Source organism: Collinsella sp. UBA1693, from assembly GCF_002320115.1.
Taxonomy (GTDB): Bacteria; Actinomycetota; Coriobacteriia; order Coriobacteriales; family Coriobacteriaceae; genus Collinsella; species Collinsella tanakaei.
Window position 1 is genome coordinate 426,856 of record NZ_DCJT01000010.1, and the last position, 17,734, is coordinate 444,589.

The following is a 17,734-nucleotide window of genomic DNA, read 5'->3' on the forward strand; positions in this document are numbered from 1 at the left end:
TGCGTGGGTGTGGCTGCGGCTAGCGGTGCGACTAGCGGTGCGACGGCAGGTGCGGACGATGCTGCTGCGTGGTGAAAGATGGGTTTACAGACAGTGGGTCTGTGCAACGCGCTTAAACCAGTAGGCGCTGGCTTTAGGCGTGCGCTCCTGGGTCTCGTAATCCACGTAGAAGAATCCGTAGCGCTTGTTGTAGCCGTTGGTCCAGCTGAACTGGTCCTGCAGGCTCCACATAAAGTAGCCGCCTACGTTGACGCCCGCCTCGATGGCTCGCAGCACGGCGGCGAGATGCTTCTCGACGTAGTCGATGCGGGGGGCATCGTCCACAAAGCCGTCAACGAAGGGGTCTTTGTAGCCCATACCGTTCTCGGTGATAAAGATCTCCTTGTAGTTGGGGTACTGCAGGCGAATACGGACAAGGAGGTCAAAGAGGCCTTCTGGGTAGATGATCCAGTCCCAATCCGTGGTGGGGATTCCGGGCTTGTTTACGCGCTCGCCAACGCCTGCTAGGCGGAAGCGGTCCGTTCCCTTTTCTCCCGTGCCGTTGTGATGCAGGTCATTTTCACCTTCGTAGGCGCGCAGGAAGCGGCTTTGGTAATAGTTGACTCCCAAGTAGTCGTTGAGCGCTGCGGCTTCGCGCATAATGGCAAGATCGTCTTCGCGAATCTCGATGCTGCCGCCGGAAACCGCAGCGAGGCGGTTGGCAACCTCGAGCGTGTCCGCGGCGTAGTCGCCTCTAAACGTGGCGTCGAGAAGGAATTGGTTTTGCAGTACGTCTTCGTTTTTAGCGGCGTTGATGTCTGCGGCAGAATTCTCGTCCAAAGGATACTTGTACTCAAGCGACTGGATAACGCCGATCTTGCCGGAGAACCCACCGTGCTTGAAGGCGAGGACGGCTCGGGCATGGGCGAGCATCATGTTGTGCTCGCACTGGAAGCACTTTGCCAGGTTAGCTTTTTCACCGCCGGGGAAAGTTCCCTCGATGAAGGTGTTGGTGGCGTCTGCCCAAATTTCATTGAACGTGAACCAATAGGTGACGTCGTCGGCAAACTCTTTAAAGCAGAACGTAGCGTAGTCGACAAATGCGTCTATGGTTTCACGGTTGAGGAAATCGCCTTTTTCAAACAGGGCGAGGGGCGTGTCGAAGTGGTGAAGCGTGACGTAGGGTTCAACGCCGTGCGCGCGGCAGCACTTGAAGAGGTCGTGGTAGTACTGGATACCCTCGGGGTTGACCTTGCCGGTTCCCGAGGGGAAGATGCGGCTCCAAGCGATGGACAGGCGGATGCCGTTCATGCCAAAGCGCTCGCAAAGTTCAAGATCGCGCGGGTATTGGTTGTAGAAGTCGCTTGCGGGGTCGGGGGAGAATCGACCTTGGTCCTTGAGGAAATCATCCCAAGCGACTTTTCCTTTTCCATGCGTTTGGGTTTCGCCTTCAACCTGATAGGCTGCTGTGGCGCCTCCGAATACAAAATTGGCAGGGAACTGATTAGAGCTCATGATACGGTCCTTGTTAATGCTCGATGTGCTGTTTGATTGGGCGAATTGCCCGGTGGATGAATAGGGACGCCCAGCCGTCGATTGAAGGGGACGACGGCTGGGCTATGCGTTTCACGCGAAGTTTTGGCTACAAGTTGAGCTGTTCGGCAACAAAACGCAGGGAAGCTTCTCCATCGCGGGTGAGGTCGATGTACTGCTTGCCGCGGGTGACGCAGCATGCGATGCCCATGCGCTCGCAGTCTGCTTTAAGGTCATCAAAGTAGGAGGCTGCTTGCGGGGCGAGGATAACCAGGTCGAAGTCTTTCATCATGTCGATGTGGTTTCCGTAGGCGTCTGCGCCGGTCTCAAGGTCGATGCCGTGCTCTTTGGCCGCCTTGGCGAGGGCGTTTGCCAGCAGGCCGGAGGTGCCGCCACCTTGGCAGAGCACCAGCACGCGGTGACCGTTGAGCTTTGCAAGGCAATCGGAGTTGGCGGTGTTTGCGGTCTTGGTCTTGGATTCATCGTCCGCGACTGAAGAGGCGTTGATTTTGCCCTGGAAGGCTGCAGCCATGGCGTCGCCCTTGGCGGCCGCCTTTGCAGCGAGCTCTTCCTCGAGCATAGCGGCCTCTTCCGCACACTTCTCGCGATCGTAAACCTTGAAGAAGGGGTAGTAGACCAAGAAATCGAGGGCGAGTACGGCGGCAAGGAAGACAAACGCGAGGGGCTGGAAGCCAAGACCCATGATGATGCCAACGGGGCCGGGGACCGTCCAAGGGAGCGTGTAGAGGAATCCGTCCATACCGATGATGTCGACAAAGATCTTAAGAGCCCAGATGTTGCAGATGGGGGCAAAGACAAAGGGGACAAAGAAGATGGGGTTCAAGACCATGGGGGCGCCGAACAGGAACGGCTCGTTGACGTTGAAGAGGGTGGGGATTATGGAGGCGCGCCCGATCGCCTTCATCTCTTTAGACTTGGCGAGGAAGGCGAACATGAAGCAGATAACCAGGGTGGCGCCGGTGCCGCCAAGGCAGACAACGAAGTACTGGGAAGAAAGGGAGAGCACGTGGGTTGCCTGCTCGCCCGCCTGGTAGGCGGTGAGGTTGGCGGACATGTTGGCGACAAGTGCAGCGGAGATTGCAGGCTCGACAATAGAGGGGCCGTGGACGCCGACAAACCAGAACAGGCTCATTGCGCCGTAGATGATAGCGAGGCCTACGTAGCTATCGGCAGCAGAGAACAGGGGCTGGAAAACCTGGATGACGCCCTGGGCAAAGCAAAAGCCAAATGCATTGCGGAAGATGAGGTCGAACAGCCAGAAGACGGAAATAGACACAGAGAAGGGGATGAGATCCTTGAACGTCTGGGAAATGTTGGGCGGAACCTGATCGGGCAGCTTGATGGTGATGTTGCGGGATACGAAGAACTTGTAGACAATGCCTACCACGAATGCGGAGATAAAGGCGGTAAGCAGGCCCTTTGATCCGAGGAAGCCGTTGGCGAAACCGGAGTAGGAGACGGAATCAACTTCAACGTTGATGGCGTCGCTTGAAAGGATCAGGAAGCCGACCACGGAGGCGATCATGACCGAGAGGAAGTTGATCTGGTTGTTTTTGGGCATGTCGCGGTTCTGTGCGTCGCAGAAGTGCTTGGCCGTAGTTGTAGCGGCGGCGAGCGCCAGGATGCCCATGGAGTAGTTGTAGGCCTTCATAAGAATGGCGTCGATTTCCGCAGGCCAGTAGAAGCCCCAGACGTTGGGCACGGCATCGATCAGGATGAAGATGCTCGAGAAAATGATGATGGGGATAACCGAGATGAAGCCATCGCGGATTGCTTTGAGGTACTTGTTGCGGGCGATGGCGTTGAAAAACGGCTTGCCCTTTTCAATGGTTGCAATGAGCTGTTCCATTTTCCTCTCCTTTCAGGAGGATGCTAAACCAGAATGCCTTGATCTGTGCCCAAGGTTGCAGATGGCGCTGCGCTACGGCACTGCAGATTGATCGATGTTTGCGACAAGGGGGACAAAGCCCGGTAATAATCTCCCCTTGCACGCGTCCACTGGCAACCAGCATGCTTGACCGTGATGGTGGCGCTGTCAGCAATCAAAATGGCGACGTCAACATTTCAATGATGACGTTAACATTTTGAATTGAGATGCTGGTTTCTTTTAGGCTAAGCGGTTCTTTTTATGCGGTGAGCGGATTATCCAGTATGCTCAAGAGGAGTGCGCATGCTAAAGGGAAGGTGGGTGCAATGGCTGATCGAAAGCCTGCATCGATAAAGGATGTCGCGCGTCTTGCGGGTGTGTCGGAACAGACTGTTTCGCGTACTGTACATGACTCTCCCGCGGTGAGACCTGCTACAAAGGAGAAGGTGAGGCGGGCGATTGCCGAGCTTGGGTATCGTCCGAGTAATGCCGGTCGCGCGCTGCGGCGGGGTCGTTACATGGCCCTTGGCATCGCGATGGGCAATATCTCCGAGACGGGCAACCGAGACCGTCTTGAGATGTTTGTCGATGCCGCCGCTGCGCAGGGCTATACCATTGCGTTGTTAAAAATGGATCGCGAAGAGCCGCTGAGTCTTGGCCAGGCGGCTGACCGCATGTCGAGCCTGTCGATTGACGGCATGATTTACGTTCTCAACCGCACGCCGGAGGATTTTGACACGTTTGTGCCCCGTGCAGGCCTTCCGGAAGTGATCATTTCAATGCACGATCACCCTGTATGTCCTACCGTTGATTCCGACCAGGAAGCAAGCGCCCGTGCGGTGGTGAACTACCTGGTGGAGCGCGGTCATACAAAGATTTGGCACATCAGCGGCCCATTGCGATCGCTCGCAGGTGTTGCGCGCGAGAGCGGCTGGCGCTCGGCCATGCTTGATAACGGGATTGAGCCGCCACGGGTTATCGCGGGCGACTGGAGTCCGGAAAGCGGATATGCGGCCGGAGTGCTGTTGGCCGATAAAGTGCGCAGCGGCGCCTGCACCGCCGTGTTTGCATCCGACGACGCAATGGCATATGGATGTATGTGCGCACTGTCCGACGCGGGTATCTCGGTACCGGACGATGTGAGCTTGGTTGGCGCCGACGATATCTCGTCCACATTTGTTCCCAATTCCCGGCTGACGTCGCTGCATTTTGATAACTCCGCCATTGCCGAGTGGGCAATTGGCAAGCTGGTGATTCCAGAGCGCATGGAAGATGGGTGCAACCATAAGCTGTTCCCAGGTCATCTGGTCGAGCGCGGATCTGTTCGCGACCTTAGGTAACGTTGGCCTTTTGCCTGTGTCTAGATAGCAGGACGGAGCCGGGCGCAAGTGCGCTTTTCGGCTCCGTCTTTTCATGCGGCAGATGAACGAAAAAGGGTGCAGCAAGAAGGGGGACGCCGCACCCGGGGAAACAAGCTGTCGCGGGTATTTCCTGTGTAGGGCCTCTTTAGGCGAGTTTGGCCTCAAGTTGGCCGATGCGCTCATACGCATCGATGATGAACTTGGTCTGCTTCTCAAGTAGCATGGTGGTCATCAGCGTGTCTTGCGCGTGCACCATAATGAAGGTCACGTCCATTTCGCCGCCGCCCGCCTCCTGGGAAAGAAGCTTGGTCTGAACATCATGGGCGTCGATCAGCGCTTGCTTTGCAGATTCATGAAGGGAGCGCGCGCCTTCGATATCGCCTTTGCCCGCCTTTTCGCAAGCGGCGATAAGGTCGGTCTGGGCGTCTCCGGCATATGCGACGATCTCAAAACCAATCATCGAGATTTCTTCTTTAGTTGCCATGGTTCCTCCGTAAGGAATGAGCACGTGCTCAAATAGCTTGACACGCACACAGTGGACTGGAATATCCGGGCTATTCGTACAATATCATCTCAACAAAAGCAAACAGATATTCTCGTAATAAAACACCGTAAACGGTAGATATCTAGCGATAAACGGTAAAACAGTAGGAAAACAATGGTGTTCGACTTATATTGAATGCATCTTTAGAAAAGTTCTTGCATGTTGAAAGATGTTTGATTATGTTGGAAACTGTGAAAGGAGGACGTGGTGATCAAAGCTGAACGACAGGATAGGCTCATGCGCCTTATCGAGAGCCAGGGCACCGTTTCCGTCAAGGAGATCGTGGACGCCCTTGGTGTGTCGGACATGACTGTTCGCCGCGATTTGGAGGAGCTGGCGGGCGCCGGCGAGGTGATTCGCGTTCACGGGGGAGCCCGTAGCGCGTCCTCGCAGCACCGCTCGATGATCCGCCACGAATACAGCCATATCGAGAAGCGCGCCCGCCATGCGAGCGAGAAGATCGATATAGCGCGTACGGCAGCGAGCCTGGTCGAGGAGGATTCGACGATCTTTTTGGGCACGGGAACCACCATCGAGCAGATGGTTCCGCTGCTGCCCTCGTGCCACCTGCGCATCATCACCAACTCGCAGTCCATCTTCACCCTGCTGGAGCCCAACGAGAACTACGAGCTCTGCCTCATCGGCGGCATGTACCGCAGGCGCACCACCGCGTTTGTGGGCCCCGTGGCGGAGGACGCTATCTCGACTCTGGGTATAGACGTCGCCTTTATCGGCGCCAACGGCATCTGCTTTGACGCGGTCTCGACCTCCAATATGGACGAGGGACGCTTTCAGCAGCTCGCGTTCGACCAAGCGGATACCCGGTATCTGGTGGCGGATTCCAGCAAGATCGGCCAGCGGGACTTCTACACGTTCTACAGGCTTTCAAACATCGACGCGCTTATCTGCGAAGGTTCGATTTCGGACGAGAAGCGCCAGCAGGTCGAGGAATTCACCAAGGTGATCTGCTAGCTTCTTCGCGGGCGGCGTCGGTGCCTGGACAAGGTAACCAAGCGCGCATATCGGGTGCGCGCACGTAAAGGAGGACAGCATGAGGGTTGTCATCGGTTCTGATGCGGCGGGCATGCCGCTCAAGGAGCTCATCAAGGAGACGCTGCTCGAGGACGGCCACGAGGTGGTCGACCTTTCCGTCGAGCCCGCCGCGGACTTCGTCGACTCCGCCGTCGCGGTGGCGCACGACCTGCTTGAGAACGAGGGTTCCCAGGGCATCTGCTTCGACGAGTACGGCGTGGGCAGCTATATGGCCGCCACCCGCGTCAAGGGCATGGTCGCCGCCAACATCTCCGACGAGCGCAGCGCGTATATGACCCGCGAGCACAACAACGCCCGCATGATCTGCCTGGGCTCCGGCGTTGTTGGCAACGACGTCGCCAAGAAGATCGCCCGCGAGTTCCTCAAGGCAGACTATGCCGCCGGTCGCCACCAGATCCGTGTCGACATGCTCAACAAGATGGCGTAAAGGAGACCTCAGATGATCATTGCACTTGGCTGCGACCATATTGTTACCGACGAGAAGACCTACCTGCACGATCGCCTCGAGGAGGCCGGTTACGAGGTGCTGGACTGCGGTCCCTACAGCCACACCCGCACCCATTACCCCATCTACGGCAAGGCCGTGGGCGAGGCCGTCGCTTCCGGTAAGGCCGACCTGGGCGTAGTGCTCTGCGGCACCGGCATCGGCATCACCAACTCCGTCAACAAGGTTCCCGGCGCCCGCTGCGCCCTGGTCCGCGACATGACCAGCGCCCTGTACGCCCGCCGCGAGCTCAACGCCAACGTGATCGGTTTTGGCGGCAAGATCACCGGCGAGTTTTTGATGGCCGACATCATGCTCGCCTTCATCAAGGAGAGCTACGAGCAGACCCCCGAGCATGACGCGCTTGTCGCCAAGATCGACGCCGTCAACCATGCTGACCCCGTGGCACAGGCGGATCCGCACTTCTTTGACGAGTTCCTGGAGAAGTGGGACCGCGGCGAGTATCACGATTAATTTGCTGCGCTAAACCTATCAAGCCGTAACGATTGCGGGAGGGCACGTATCCCTTCACGTTCGCCCGAATCGTCCATAGCGGTAGCATCGAGCCGCGGCAACTGCCAGCGGTGCGAAGGCGCCGGTTCCGTATGACTTACGGGGCCGGCGCTTTGCTTTATATTCGGTTGGGCGGGTGGCGCTCCTCGTGCGAAGATAACCGTAATGAGGGGCATCAAATTGTTTGCGAGGTCATTTTTATGTCCGGACGAACGTTTATGATTGGCACAGAAACCATACCTTCGACGTAGTCGTTTCCATTTAATGGCTGATTATGGGGTGGTGCCGATATGGGGGATATGGATTACTTGGCGCATGTTAGCGAGGACGGCTTGCGCCGAGAACCGGTGAGTGTGCATCTTAGCCAGGTTGCCGATATGGCTGCTTCATTTGCCGATGTGTTTGGCGGAAGCGCATGGGGATACGCTGTCGGCATGGCGCACGATATTGGGAAGTACTCAAAAGCGTTTCAACATCGCCTACTTGATGGTGGTCCAAAATGCGATCATTCGACCGCGGGCGCCGTCGAGCTGGCAAAGCAACCGTTTGGCTGGATGCTCTCATACTGCGCTGCAGGGCACCACGGAGGGCTGCCGAATGGCGGAACCCTGCCCGATGATGGCGCGAGCCTAGCGGGGAGAATCGCAAAGGCAGGCAGGGGAGAGCTGCCCGACTATACTGAGTATAAAAATGATGTATCAGTCTCTGTGCCTGTTGGGCTGCCAATGTTTGGAATCGACAAGATGGCTCAGTCGGACATGGCGTATGCGCTCGCATTTCGTACTCGCATGCTGTTTAGCTGCTTGGTCGATGCAGACTATCTTTGCACTGAGCGTTTTATTGACAATAAAGACAGGGAGCTGGGTGGCCATGATGACCTTGTCAGGCTCCAAGGCATGCTTGAAAAGAAGATCGCTTCGTTTTATCCTCCGGCAACCGATTTAAATGCTGCGCGGTGCCATCTTCTTGAGCAATGCGCGGAAGCCGCTGAGGGAGAGCCTGGCGTCTATTCGCTAACAGTTCCAACGGGAGGTGGTAAAACGCTGTCTTCCATGAGGTTCGCCTTACGTCACGCCTGTGCCCATGGCATGCGAAGGGTTATATACGCTGCTCCCTACACATCGATCATCGAGCAGAACGCAGATGTGTACCGAGGTCTTTTTGGGTCAGATAATGTGCTCGAGCATCATGCTGATTTCGATTTCGACACCTTGGGGGAATCGGGCGGTCGCATGCGGTTGGCTGCCGAGAATTGGGATGCGCCTGTTGTGGTCACCACCAACGTTCAAGTATTTGAATCGTTGCACTCAGATAAAACGTCGAGGTGCCGCAAGCTTCACAACATTGCCGGCAGCGTCATTATTCTCGATGAGGCGCAGATGATTCCAACGGATTATTTGAGGCCTTGCGTGAGGGCGCTTGCAGAGCTGGTTAATCGCTATGGATGCACGGTGCTCCTGTGTACCGCGACCCAGCCCGCTATCAATCCGTTCTTTGCCGAGACGGGTCTTTCTGTCAAAGAGGTCGCAGGCGACGTGGATCGCCTGTTCGATACATTGAGGCGCGTGACATATATTGGCCTAGGCAAAATTGATGACTCTGGACTTGCCCGTCGGCTTGCTTCACATAACCAGGCACTGTGCATTGTCAACAGCAGGGCCCAGGCAAAGAATCTGTTCAATTCTCTCGTGGAGCTTGCTGGCGAGGACGGCTGCTACCATTTGTCCACGCTTATGCACCCTGCTCATAGAAGGTCGACTCTAAAAGAGATCCGGACGCGGCTGGCATCCGGGGCGCCTTGCTGCGTTGTCTCCACCAGCTTGGTTGAAGCGGGTGTTGATCTGGATTTTCCTGTTGTGTACCGAGCGGTGGCGGGGCTAGATTCCATTGTTCAGGCTGCCGGACGCTGTAATCGCGAGGGAAAAATGAACTATGCGGATGCAAGGGTATTTCTGTTTAGCCCTGAAACGAGCTACGCCTTGCCTATTGAGACGAAGCATCGCATTGGGGTTATTGGCACAACTGATCCCCGTTTGTTTGAAGTTGAAGAGCTTGGAGATGTCGGTACCCCAGATAGTGTCGAAAGGTACTTTAAGGCGCTGTATTCCTACAAGGAATATGGCTCTTCGAGTTCCGGTGTTTCAGGCTTAGACAAACAGGGGATAGTGATGGCCCTGTCGGAGCCAAGGGTTCTAACCCTAATAGAGGGTGCTCCTAAAGCCCTTTCATATCCTTTTCGGGACGTTGCGTCGTCTTTCAAGATAATCGCGGATGGCTCGTATTCGGTGGTGATTCCTTGCGGGGAAATTGAAGGGGACCTCGAATTGTTGATGAGCGGGACGATCTCGAGAGACGCAATCCGTCATGTATCTTGCTATGCGGTCTCCGTTTACGAGCAGGATCTGAAAGCTCTCTATGCCTCTGGTTTGGTCGATCGCGTGGCAGACGATTTGTTCTTGTTGCTCGATGCCAATACTTATTCAGAAACTACGGGCTTGGATGTAAGGGCGGAAGGGGGCAAGGGGGTGTTCCTATAGATGCTGGCCGGCAGGCTAGTGCCTGCCGGCCAAAGGGATGTACCACCAATCGGTGAGTACATTTCAATCCTCTGCACACGTTGGTGGGCAGACACTACTAGTTTTTCATACTTTTGAGAATAAAGGAGCTTTACTTTTGCCCAATTGATAATGGCCATCATTCTAACCATTCGTTAAGTACGAAGTTTAATATTGATACCTATTCTATAAGGTGCTAGTCTTGAGCTAGCAAAATCAAAACAGGAAGGAGGTGGGAGCTATGGCATACGGGTTCATGATCGAGATGTGGGGAGACAGGGCTCTTTTCACTCGTCCAGAGTTTAGTGTTGAGCGCATGTCGTATGACGTTATAACACCAAGCGCTGCACGGGGAATAATCGAGTCGGTTTTTTGGCATCCTGGCTTGGTCTATCGAATCGATAGGATCCATGTTCTTAATCCGATACGTTTCACCAACGTCCGCAGGAACGAGGTGAAATCGAAGGCGCTGGGCAGCTCTTTGCGTTCTGCGGCATCGGGTACAGCGCCGCTGCCATATATCAACACTAAGGAGGACATCCAACAGCGAGCTTCAACCATCTTGACCGGCGTTCACTATGTTGTGGAAGCGCATTTTGACATGACGGACAAGGCGGTCGAGGCTGATAATCCAGGAAAATTCTGCGAAATGCTTAAACGGCGGCTTAGAAAAGGCCAGTGTTATTCTCAGCCGTATTTCGGCACGCGAGAATTTCCCGCTTTCGTTAAAGAGTGGAATCCCAATAAGCCTGTTAGCGTATGCGAAGAGAATCGCGGTGAACGTGATTTGGGATTTATGCTTTACGACATGGATTACTCGGATCCTAGAAACATCGTGCCGATGTTTTACAGGGCGGTCATGCGCGATGGCGTCATCGATGTGGCTGGTAGCGAGGTGCATCGATGATTATCAAAGCGTTGGCAGATTATTACAACCAGTTGTTGAGTGACGGGATTGATGGTATCTCCCGTCCTGGTTGGATTTCTCGATCAGTCGGGTATATTATCGAGCTTTCAGCGAATGGAACAATACGCAATATTGTTCCGGCAGATTCCAAGCGCGGCTGGATGCTGTCTGTTCCAGAGCAGGAGAAGCGTTCGAGTGGTATTGCTGCGTTTTTCCTCTGCGATACATCGACGTATCTTCTTGGCGTAGATTCTAAGGGTAAACCCGACCGTGCTATCCGCTGTTTTGAAGCGGCACGAGCCCTCCATCATGCCGTTCTCGATGGGTGTGAGTCCTTGGCAGCGAAATCGATTCTTCGCTATTTTGATACCTGGGATCCTCAGAGGGCATGTGACTGTATGCCGTTTGTTCGAGAACGGGAAGGGCTATGCTCCGGCAAATTCGTAACATTTTCCGTCAGCGGTCCAGATGGTCTTTTTGACCCCTCGTGCGATCAGGGGGTTATGAAGGCTTGGGATAAGTTTTTGGCGAAGCAGAGCGGTGAAAAAGAATCCATGGTTTGCCTCGCGAGCGGGGAGCGAGCCCCGATCGCGCGCCTTCATCCTGCGATTAAGGGTGTGTACGGAGCTCAGTCGATGGGCGCATCCCTTGTCGGATTCAATTGTCCGGCGTTTGAATCGTATGGACATGAGGGGGAACAGGGATTGAATGCCCCCGTAAGCGAACGTATTGCAACCGCTTATGGTGCCGCTCTTAATTATTTGCTGCAAGCAGATTCTCACCATGTTCGTTTGGGAGACACAACGGTCGTTTATTGGTCTGAACGAGAGGACAAGGGTAACTGTGATCTATTCAGTCAGCTGCTTGCAAGCCCCTTCGATACCAAGGACCAGAATGAAATCGAAGCAAACTTAGATAGCGTCATGAAGTCCATGGCGGTTGGGAAGCAGATCGCTTTAGACCATGTTGATCTAGGGGCGAACTTCTTTGTTTTGGGATTGGCACCGAACGCCGCAAGGCTATCAATTCGCTTCTTCCAAAAGGGCACGTTTGGTCATTTCCTCTCTAACATTTGCAAGCATTATGAGCAGCTCGAAGTGATTCATGCGCCCGGAGCTAGGAAGTACTTATCTCCCTATGTCCTTTTGAAAGAAGTTGAAAATCCCAATTCCAAGAAACCGGTTGTATCTTCGGTTGTGGGTGGCTCTCTGATGAGATCTATTCTGACGGGTGCCCCTTATCCCGAATCGTTGTATGAGAATGCGCTACTGAGGATTCGAGCGACAAATGAGAATCAGGACGCGCATACAAGAAAAGTCAGCTACGGCAGGGCGGCCATCATCAAGGCGTATCTGCTGAGGAACGGTCGGATGAATCAGGAGGAGATTACGGTGGAACTAAATGAGCGGAGGCGTTCGACCGCCTATGCTTTGGGAAGAGCGTTTTCCATTATGGAATCTGCACAGGAGCAGGCCAATGGGTCTAGCCGTCTGGCGGCGAAATATCTGGACTCTGCATGTTCTACGCCTGCGACGGTGTTCCCGGTTCTTTTTAAATTGAGCTCGGCGCATTTCGAAAAGCTGATGAGGGAGAAGCCTGGGATGGCAGTTTGGTTACGTCGCCAGTTCCTAGACATTGTGGGCGAAGAGGAGATGATTCCAGAGCTTCCAAGGCACCTTAATCTGAGGGAACAGGGGGAGTTTTTCTTGGGTTATTACCAGCAGACGCAGGCTCGCTTCAAATCTAAAAAGCAAGCCGAGACCGATAATCAGAACCTGGAGGATTAATCATGTCTGATTGCATCAAGAATCGTTATGACTTTGTTGTCTACTTCGATGTTGAGAACGGTAATCCCAACGGAGACCCCGATGCGGGTAATATGCCTCGCGTCGATCCGGAAACTGGGTATGGCTTGGTTACCGATGTGTGCCTGAAGCGCAAGATACGAAATTACGTTGAGACGGTTAAAGAAGGGGAGCCAGGCTTTGAGATTTACATCAAAGACGGCGTGCCGCTGAATACAAGTGACTTCAGGGCGTTCGAGGAGCTCAACGTCGATCCCAAGGATGTGAAGAAGCTTAAGAAGGATGATCCGCAGCTCGATTTGAAGCTTCGCGATTTTATGTGCAGAGCCTTTTACGATGTGCGTACCTTCGGTGCCGTTATGACTACCTTTATGAAAAACGGATTGAACTGCGGTCAGGTGCGTGGCCCCGTGCAGCTTACGTTTGCTCGCAGTGTCGATCCTATTATTCCTCAGGAAGTTACCATTACTCGCGTGGCAATTACTACTGAAGCCGACGCCGAGAAGAAGGGTACTGAAATGGGCCGCAAATATGTGGTGCCCTACGCCCTTTATCGTTGCGAGGGATTTGTCTCCGCAAACCTTGCGCGAAAGACAACGGGTTTCTCGGATGATGATCTCAGCCTGTTGTGGGAGGCAATTATAAACATGTTTGAACATGACCATTCAGCTGCGCGCGGCAAAATGGCAGTCCGCTCCCTTGTGGTTTTCAAGCATGATTCTGAGCTCGGTAACGCTCCGTCCTACAAACTGTTCGATGCTGTTTCCGTTAAGCGCAAGGAGGGTATTGAGTACCCGCGCTCGTTTGCGGATTACGGGGATGTTGAAGTCGACGAAAGCGTTTGCGGAGACGGCGTTGAGTTGATCCGAATGCTCTAAAGGGCGGTTTCATCGTGGCGTATGACGAAGATCAGTTTCTGGCATTGTCGGGTATCCAGCACTTTGTGTTTTGTAAACGGCAATGGGGACTAATTCATATCGAACAAGCTTGGCAGGAGAATGCCCTGACAGTTTTGGGCGATCAAATGCATCGTCGTGCGCATGATGCTGAGGAGAGGGAGCGCCGCGGGGACCTTCTTATTCTCCGCGGGCTCTCCGTTAGATCAAATACTCTTGGAGCGGTGGGGCAATGTGATGTTGTCGAATGCAAGCGTGCTAATTCTGGCTGCAGCCTTCATGGAGAAGAGGGCTTCTGGTCGATAACGCCTGTTGAGTACAAGAGGGGCGAATCCAAGGAGAGCGATGCGGACCGCCTGCAGCTATGTGCTCAGGCGATATGTCTTGAGGAGATGCTTGCGTGCGAGATACCCTTTGGAGAACTTTATTATGGAAGAACCCGCTCGAGGGAACACGTTGCGTTTACGGATGCGATGCGTGGCCAGGTTAATTCCATGTTTAGCGAGATGCATCGGTGTTTTGAACGAAGGCACGTGCCAAAAGCTCATAAGAAGGCAGAGTGCAGGGCGTGCTCTCTTGTGGATGTCTGCATGCCTAAGCGCATGCTTGAAGTTGAGAAGTATATAGAAGCCACGCTGGAGAGCGAATGATGAAGAAGCTGCTCAATACGCTATATGTGCTTTCTGAAGATCTTTACCTGGCGCTGGATAACGAGAATGTTGCAGCGAAGAGAGAAGGGGAAATTGTCGGAAGAGTGCCCCTGCACACTTTGACCGCAATCATCTCTTTTTCATATCTGGGTGCTAGTCCCGCATTGATGGGTGAATGCGCCGAGCGTGGTATAGCCCTGTCCTTTTTTAATCCGCGTGGCAAGTTTCTAGCAGATGTTCACGGGGAGCGATATGGCAACGTGTCGCTGAGGCGCCTTCAGCATAAAATGACGAGTGATCGAGAGAAGAGTGTTCCTATTGCGCGGAATTTTATCTTGGGAAAGGTCTACAACTCAAAGTGGGTGCTCGAGCGGGCTCGTCGAGACCATGGACTGCGCATAGATTGCGGCTCCGTTGAGCTGGCATGTTCGAAAATGGCAAACTCTCTAGAGCGAATACGAGTTTGTGAAGATCTTGATAGCCTGAGGGGTATTGAGGGCGACGCTGCTGCTGAGTACTTTTCAGTTTTTGATGAGCTAATCCTGCGGAATAAGGAAGCTTTCTTTTATCGGGGCAGGTCTCGTCGTCCTCCTTGCGACCGCGTTAACGCGATGTTATCTCTGTTTTATTCCGTCCTGGCGAGAGACTGCTCCTATGCGCTTGAAGGAGTGGGTCTCGATCCGTATTTCGGTTTCTTGCACGTGGATAGGCCGGGTAGGAGGTCTTTGGCTCTCGACCTCATGGAGGAGCTTCGACCGGTTTTTGTTGATCGCTTTGTGATTACTGCCATCAATAATCAGATTGTTTCGGAGCATTCATTTGAAGAGTTACCGACTGGGGAGACGTATTTGAGCGAAAAAGGCCGACGCGCTCTTTTTGATAGCTGGCAAGAACGAAAACGGTCGATGATTACTCATCCATTTTTGAAGGAGAAGATACCGAGGGGTCTTGTTCCACATATTCAGGCGCAATTGCTTGCGAAGGCAATGCGAGGCGAAATCGATGGCTATCCGCCATTTCTATGGAAGTGATCGGGCAATGATGCTTCTTGTTACGTACGATGTGAATACGACTCATGCGGCAGGCGCTCGACGCTTACGCAGGGTTGCAAAATGTTGCATGGCATACGGTCAGCGCGTTCAGAATTCGGTATTTGAATGCAGCGGAGAATATGCAACCCTGCTTGAAATGAAGCAAAGATTGCTTTCTATTATTGACCACAATGAGGATAGCCTTAGGTTTTATAACCTTGGAAATCGATATAGCGAGAAGATAGAGCATCACGGTGTAAAGCCTTCATATGATCCCGAGGGATTTTTGGTCCTTTGAGAACTGGATAATGAAATGCGAACTTCAGGTAATCAGGGAAACGTGGCGGGTTCGCACCGATTTTGAGAGAATAGCCGGGTGTTTTCGATACGTAAATGACCAGACAACTGATCGTGCTGGCTTCTTAGTTCACAAGATATTGTTTTTGGTTCTGAATAGTAGAATATATTGCGGTCGCTCCCCACACGGGGAGCGTGGATTGAAATGAGATATTGCAGCAGCAGCTCGCCAAGGCAGAGGGTCGCTCCCCACACGGGGAGCGTGGATTGAAATACCGTCGAGAACGGTATCGTCAACCTTTGCAACTGTCGCTCCCCACACGGGGAGCGTGGATTGAAATATCCCCGCCGACAGGGTGGAGGAGAAGAGCGCTAGTCGCTCCCCACACGGGGAGCGTGGATTGAAATCGCAACTACCTCGACACCACCGTCAACAACGCGAGTCGCTCCCCACACGGGGAGCGTGGATTGAAATTATCGCCTGGTTGCGTTCATCGCCCTCCGTGCCCGTCGCTCCCCACACGGGGAGCGTGGATTGAAATGGAGTGCTCGCGCTGCCGCTGATCGCGGGGGCCAGTCGCTCCCCACACGGGGAGCGTGGATTGAAATCACGACGGCAGCGGCGAGTATCGCTCCGGTTGGAGGTCGCTCCCCACACGGGGAGCGTGGATTGAAATACCCCATTTGTTGGCATGTATGATTTTAATTGGCAGTCGCTCCCCACACGGGGAGCGTGGATTGAAATAAGAGCTTCGCGCAGGACCCGCGCAACCCGAACAGTCGCTCCCCACACGGGGAGCGTGGATTGAAATTCAAGCAGGTACCCGGACCTCGGCGAGGACGGAGTGTCGCTCCCCACACGGGGAGCGTGGATTGAAATAAGACTGGGACTGGGATGCCGTTGCCGCCACAAGTCGCTCCCCACACGGGGAGCGTGGATTGAAATGGCTACGTGAAACTGCTCATCCATGAGGAATGCGAGTCGCTCCCCACACGGGGAGCGTGGATTGAAATTCGATCGAGACGGAAATCTCCGAGAGCCTTACCGGGTCGCTCCCCACACGGGGAGCGTGGATTGAAATAAAGACGTGCCCCATGGCGATTACGAGGTAGCCGGTCGCTCCCCACACGGGGAGCGTGGATTGAAATATCAAGCAGTTCATCGACAAGGCGGCAGGGGACGGTCGCTCCCCACACGGGGAGCGTGGATTGAAATTCCAAGATCCCTACAGACACATTCAAGAAACTCCAGTCGCTCCCCACACGGGGAGCGTGGATTGAAATCATGTACTACTTCTTTGCTGTGTTTTTGGACTTATGTCGCTCCCCACACGGGGAGCGTGGATTGAAATCGCAACAGCGGCGGCATCGACCAATCTCCGACCATGTCGCTCCCCACACGGGGAGCGTGGATTGAAATATTTGCGAGTTTGACAACGTTGTTGATTGTGACATGTCGCTCCCCACACGGGGAGCGTGGATTGAAATATAACCTATGTCCCCGTATGGTTGCCCCTTAACGTCGCTCCCCACACGGGGAGCGTGGATTGAAATGATGTACTTAGCGATTGACTGACGGAACTCGGCGTCGCTCCCCACACGGGGAGCGTGGATTGAAATGAGGCCGCGCCGCCGAAGGTCACCATCAACGGCCAGTCGCTCCCCACACGGGGAGCGTGGATTGAAATTTATTAGCAATAGTCACTATGTACCACCTCCAACGTCGCTCCCCACACGGGGAGCGTGGATTGAAATCTGCGTCTCTGCTTCAATGGAACAGTACATGCCGGTCGCTCCCCACACGGGGAGCGTGGATTGAAATGTATATCGCGTGGCGTGGCGCTGATAACATCTCTAGTCGCTCCCCACACGGGGAGCGTGGATTGAAATCAACAGGTGTCTAAACATAGAGCTCACCCCACCGTCGCTCCCCACACGGGGAGCGTGGATTGAAATCAGTAAACCGGCTCGTCTGTTGCAACAGCTGTGTAGTCGCTCCCCACACGGGGAGCGTGGATTGAAATACGACATCCTGGCAGGAAGGCGCCGAGTTCGACGTCGCTCCCCACACGGGGAGCGTGGATTGAAATAACCGTTGCGGCGGCGCCGTCGTGTCGCTCGTGAACGTCGCTCCCCACACGGGGAGCGTGGATTGAAATGGAGCGGGGCGCTTGACGCGCTCGCCGTTCGGCAGGTCGCTCCCCACACGGGGAGCGTGGATTGAAATACCGTTTGCGC

The 17,734-nt window shown here is 54.3% G+C and carries 14 protein-coding genes and 1 CRISPR repeat array (1 of these 15 cut by a window edge); of the genes, 11 read left to right on the plus strand and 3 right to left on the minus strand.

What is annotated here, in order from left to right; translation table 11 throughout:
• Nucleotides 1-84: 84 nt before the first annotated feature.
• Nucleotides 85-1,494, minus strand: a complete 1,410-nt coding sequence (lacG, locus tag B3H65_RS06350; RefSeq protein WP_286684580.1) for a 6-phospho-beta-galactosidase — start codon at nt 1,492-1,494, stop codon at nt 85-87.
• A gap of 127 nt (nt 1,495-1,621) precedes the next feature.
• Nucleotides 1,622-3,382 (minus strand): lactose/cellobiose PTS transporter subunit IIB, encoded by a 1,761-nt coding sequence (locus B3H65_RS06355; RefSeq protein WP_286684581.1) that lies wholly within the window; start codon nt 3,380-3,382, stop codon nt 1,622-1,624.
• Nucleotides 3,383-3,726: 344 nt separating this feature from the next.
• Between B3H65_RS06355 and B3H65_RS06360 the strand changes: the two genes are divergently transcribed.
• The gene (locus B3H65_RS06360; RefSeq protein WP_286684582.1) at nt 3,727-4,740 is read left to right on the plus strand and encodes a LacI family DNA-binding transcriptional regulator; all 1,014 of its coding nucleotides are present in this window, start codon (nt 3,727-3,729) and stop codon (nt 4,738-4,740) included.
• A gap of 166 nt (nt 4,741-4,906) precedes the next feature.
• Here B3H65_RS06360 and B3H65_RS06365 read toward each other — a convergent pair whose 3' ends face one another.
• Nucleotides 4,907-5,245, minus strand: a complete 339-nt coding sequence (locus B3H65_RS06365) for a PTS lactose/cellobiose transporter subunit IIA (RefSeq protein ID WP_009140793.1) — start codon at nt 5,243-5,245, stop codon at nt 4,907-4,909.
• Nucleotides 5,246-5,512: 267 nt separating this feature from the next.
• On the opposite strand from B3H65_RS06365, the gene B3H65_RS06370 reads away from it, so the two are divergent.
• The 10 genes from B3H65_RS06370 (at nt 5,513) to cas2 (ending at nt 15,497) form a co-directional block, all read left to right on the plus strand.
• Nucleotides 5,513-6,277, plus strand: coding sequence for a DeoR/GlpR family DNA-binding transcription regulator (locus B3H65_RS06370; RefSeq protein ID WP_278561820.1), 765 nt, complete (start codon nt 5,513-5,515; stop codon nt 6,275-6,277).
• A gap of 79 nt (nt 6,278-6,356) precedes the next feature.
• On the plus strand, nt 6,357-6,785 hold the full coding sequence (gene lacA / locus B3H65_RS06375) for a galactose-6-phosphate isomerase subunit LacA (protein ID WP_281694581.1): 429 nt from the start codon (nt 6,357-6,359) through the stop codon (nt 6,783-6,785).
• 12 nt (nt 6,786-6,797) lie between these two features.
• A complete protein-coding gene (gene lacB, locus B3H65_RS06380) occupies nt 6,798-7,316 on the plus strand; it encodes a galactose-6-phosphate isomerase subunit LacB (RefSeq protein WP_286684583.1) in 519 nt (172 codons plus the stop codon).
• Nucleotides 7,317-7,645: 329 nt separating this feature from the next.
• Nucleotides 7,646-9,892: a CRISPR-associated endonuclease Cas3'' gene (locus B3H65_RS06385; RefSeq protein ID WP_286684584.1), complete on the plus strand. Its 2,247-nt coding sequence runs from the start codon at nt 7,646-7,648 to the stop codon at nt 9,890-9,892.
• Nucleotides 9,893-10,151: 259 nt separating this feature from the next.
• Complete coding sequence (gene cas5c / locus B3H65_RS06390) at nt 10,152-10,817, plus strand: type I-C CRISPR-associated protein Cas5c (protein WP_286684585.1); 666 nt, start codon at nt 10,152-10,154, stop codon at nt 10,815-10,817.
• Nucleotides 10,814-12,604, plus strand: coding sequence for a type I-C CRISPR-associated protein Cas8c/Csd1 (cas8c, locus tag B3H65_RS06395; protein WP_286684586.1), 1,791 nt, complete (start codon nt 10,814-10,816; stop codon nt 12,602-12,604). Before cas5c ends, cas8c begins: the two co-directional genes overlap by 4 nt.
• Nucleotides 12,605-12,606: 2 nt before the next feature.
• Complete coding sequence (gene cas7c, locus B3H65_RS06400; protein ID WP_286684587.1) at nt 12,607-13,500, plus strand: type I-C CRISPR-associated protein Cas7/Csd2; 894 nt, start codon at nt 12,607-12,609, stop codon at nt 13,498-13,500.
• 14 nt (nt 13,501-13,514) lie between these two features.
• Nucleotides 13,515-14,168 (plus strand): CRISPR-associated protein Cas4, encoded by a 654-nt coding sequence (cas4, locus tag B3H65_RS06405; protein ID WP_286684588.1) that lies wholly within the window; start codon nt 13,515-13,517, stop codon nt 14,166-14,168.
• Nucleotides 14,165-15,199 carry a type I-C CRISPR-associated endonuclease Cas1c gene (cas1c, locus tag B3H65_RS06410; RefSeq protein WP_286684589.1) on the plus strand — a complete coding sequence of 345 codons (1,035 nt, stop codon included), beginning with the start codon at nt 14,165-14,167 and terminating at the stop codon, nt 15,197-15,199. Before cas4 ends, cas1c begins: the two co-directional genes overlap by 4 nt.
• Nucleotides 15,200-15,209: 10 nt before the next feature.
• Nucleotides 15,210-15,497, plus strand: a complete 288-nt coding sequence (cas2, locus tag B3H65_RS06415) for a CRISPR-associated endonuclease Cas2 (RefSeq protein ID WP_286684752.1) — start codon at nt 15,210-15,212, stop codon at nt 15,495-15,497.
• A gap of 173 nt (nt 15,498-15,670) precedes the next feature.
• A CRISPR array of direct repeats spans nt 15,671-17,734; the repeat unit is 33 nt; unit sequence GTCGCTCCCCACACGGGGAGCGTGGATTGAAAT; it runs 1,072 nt beyond the window's last position.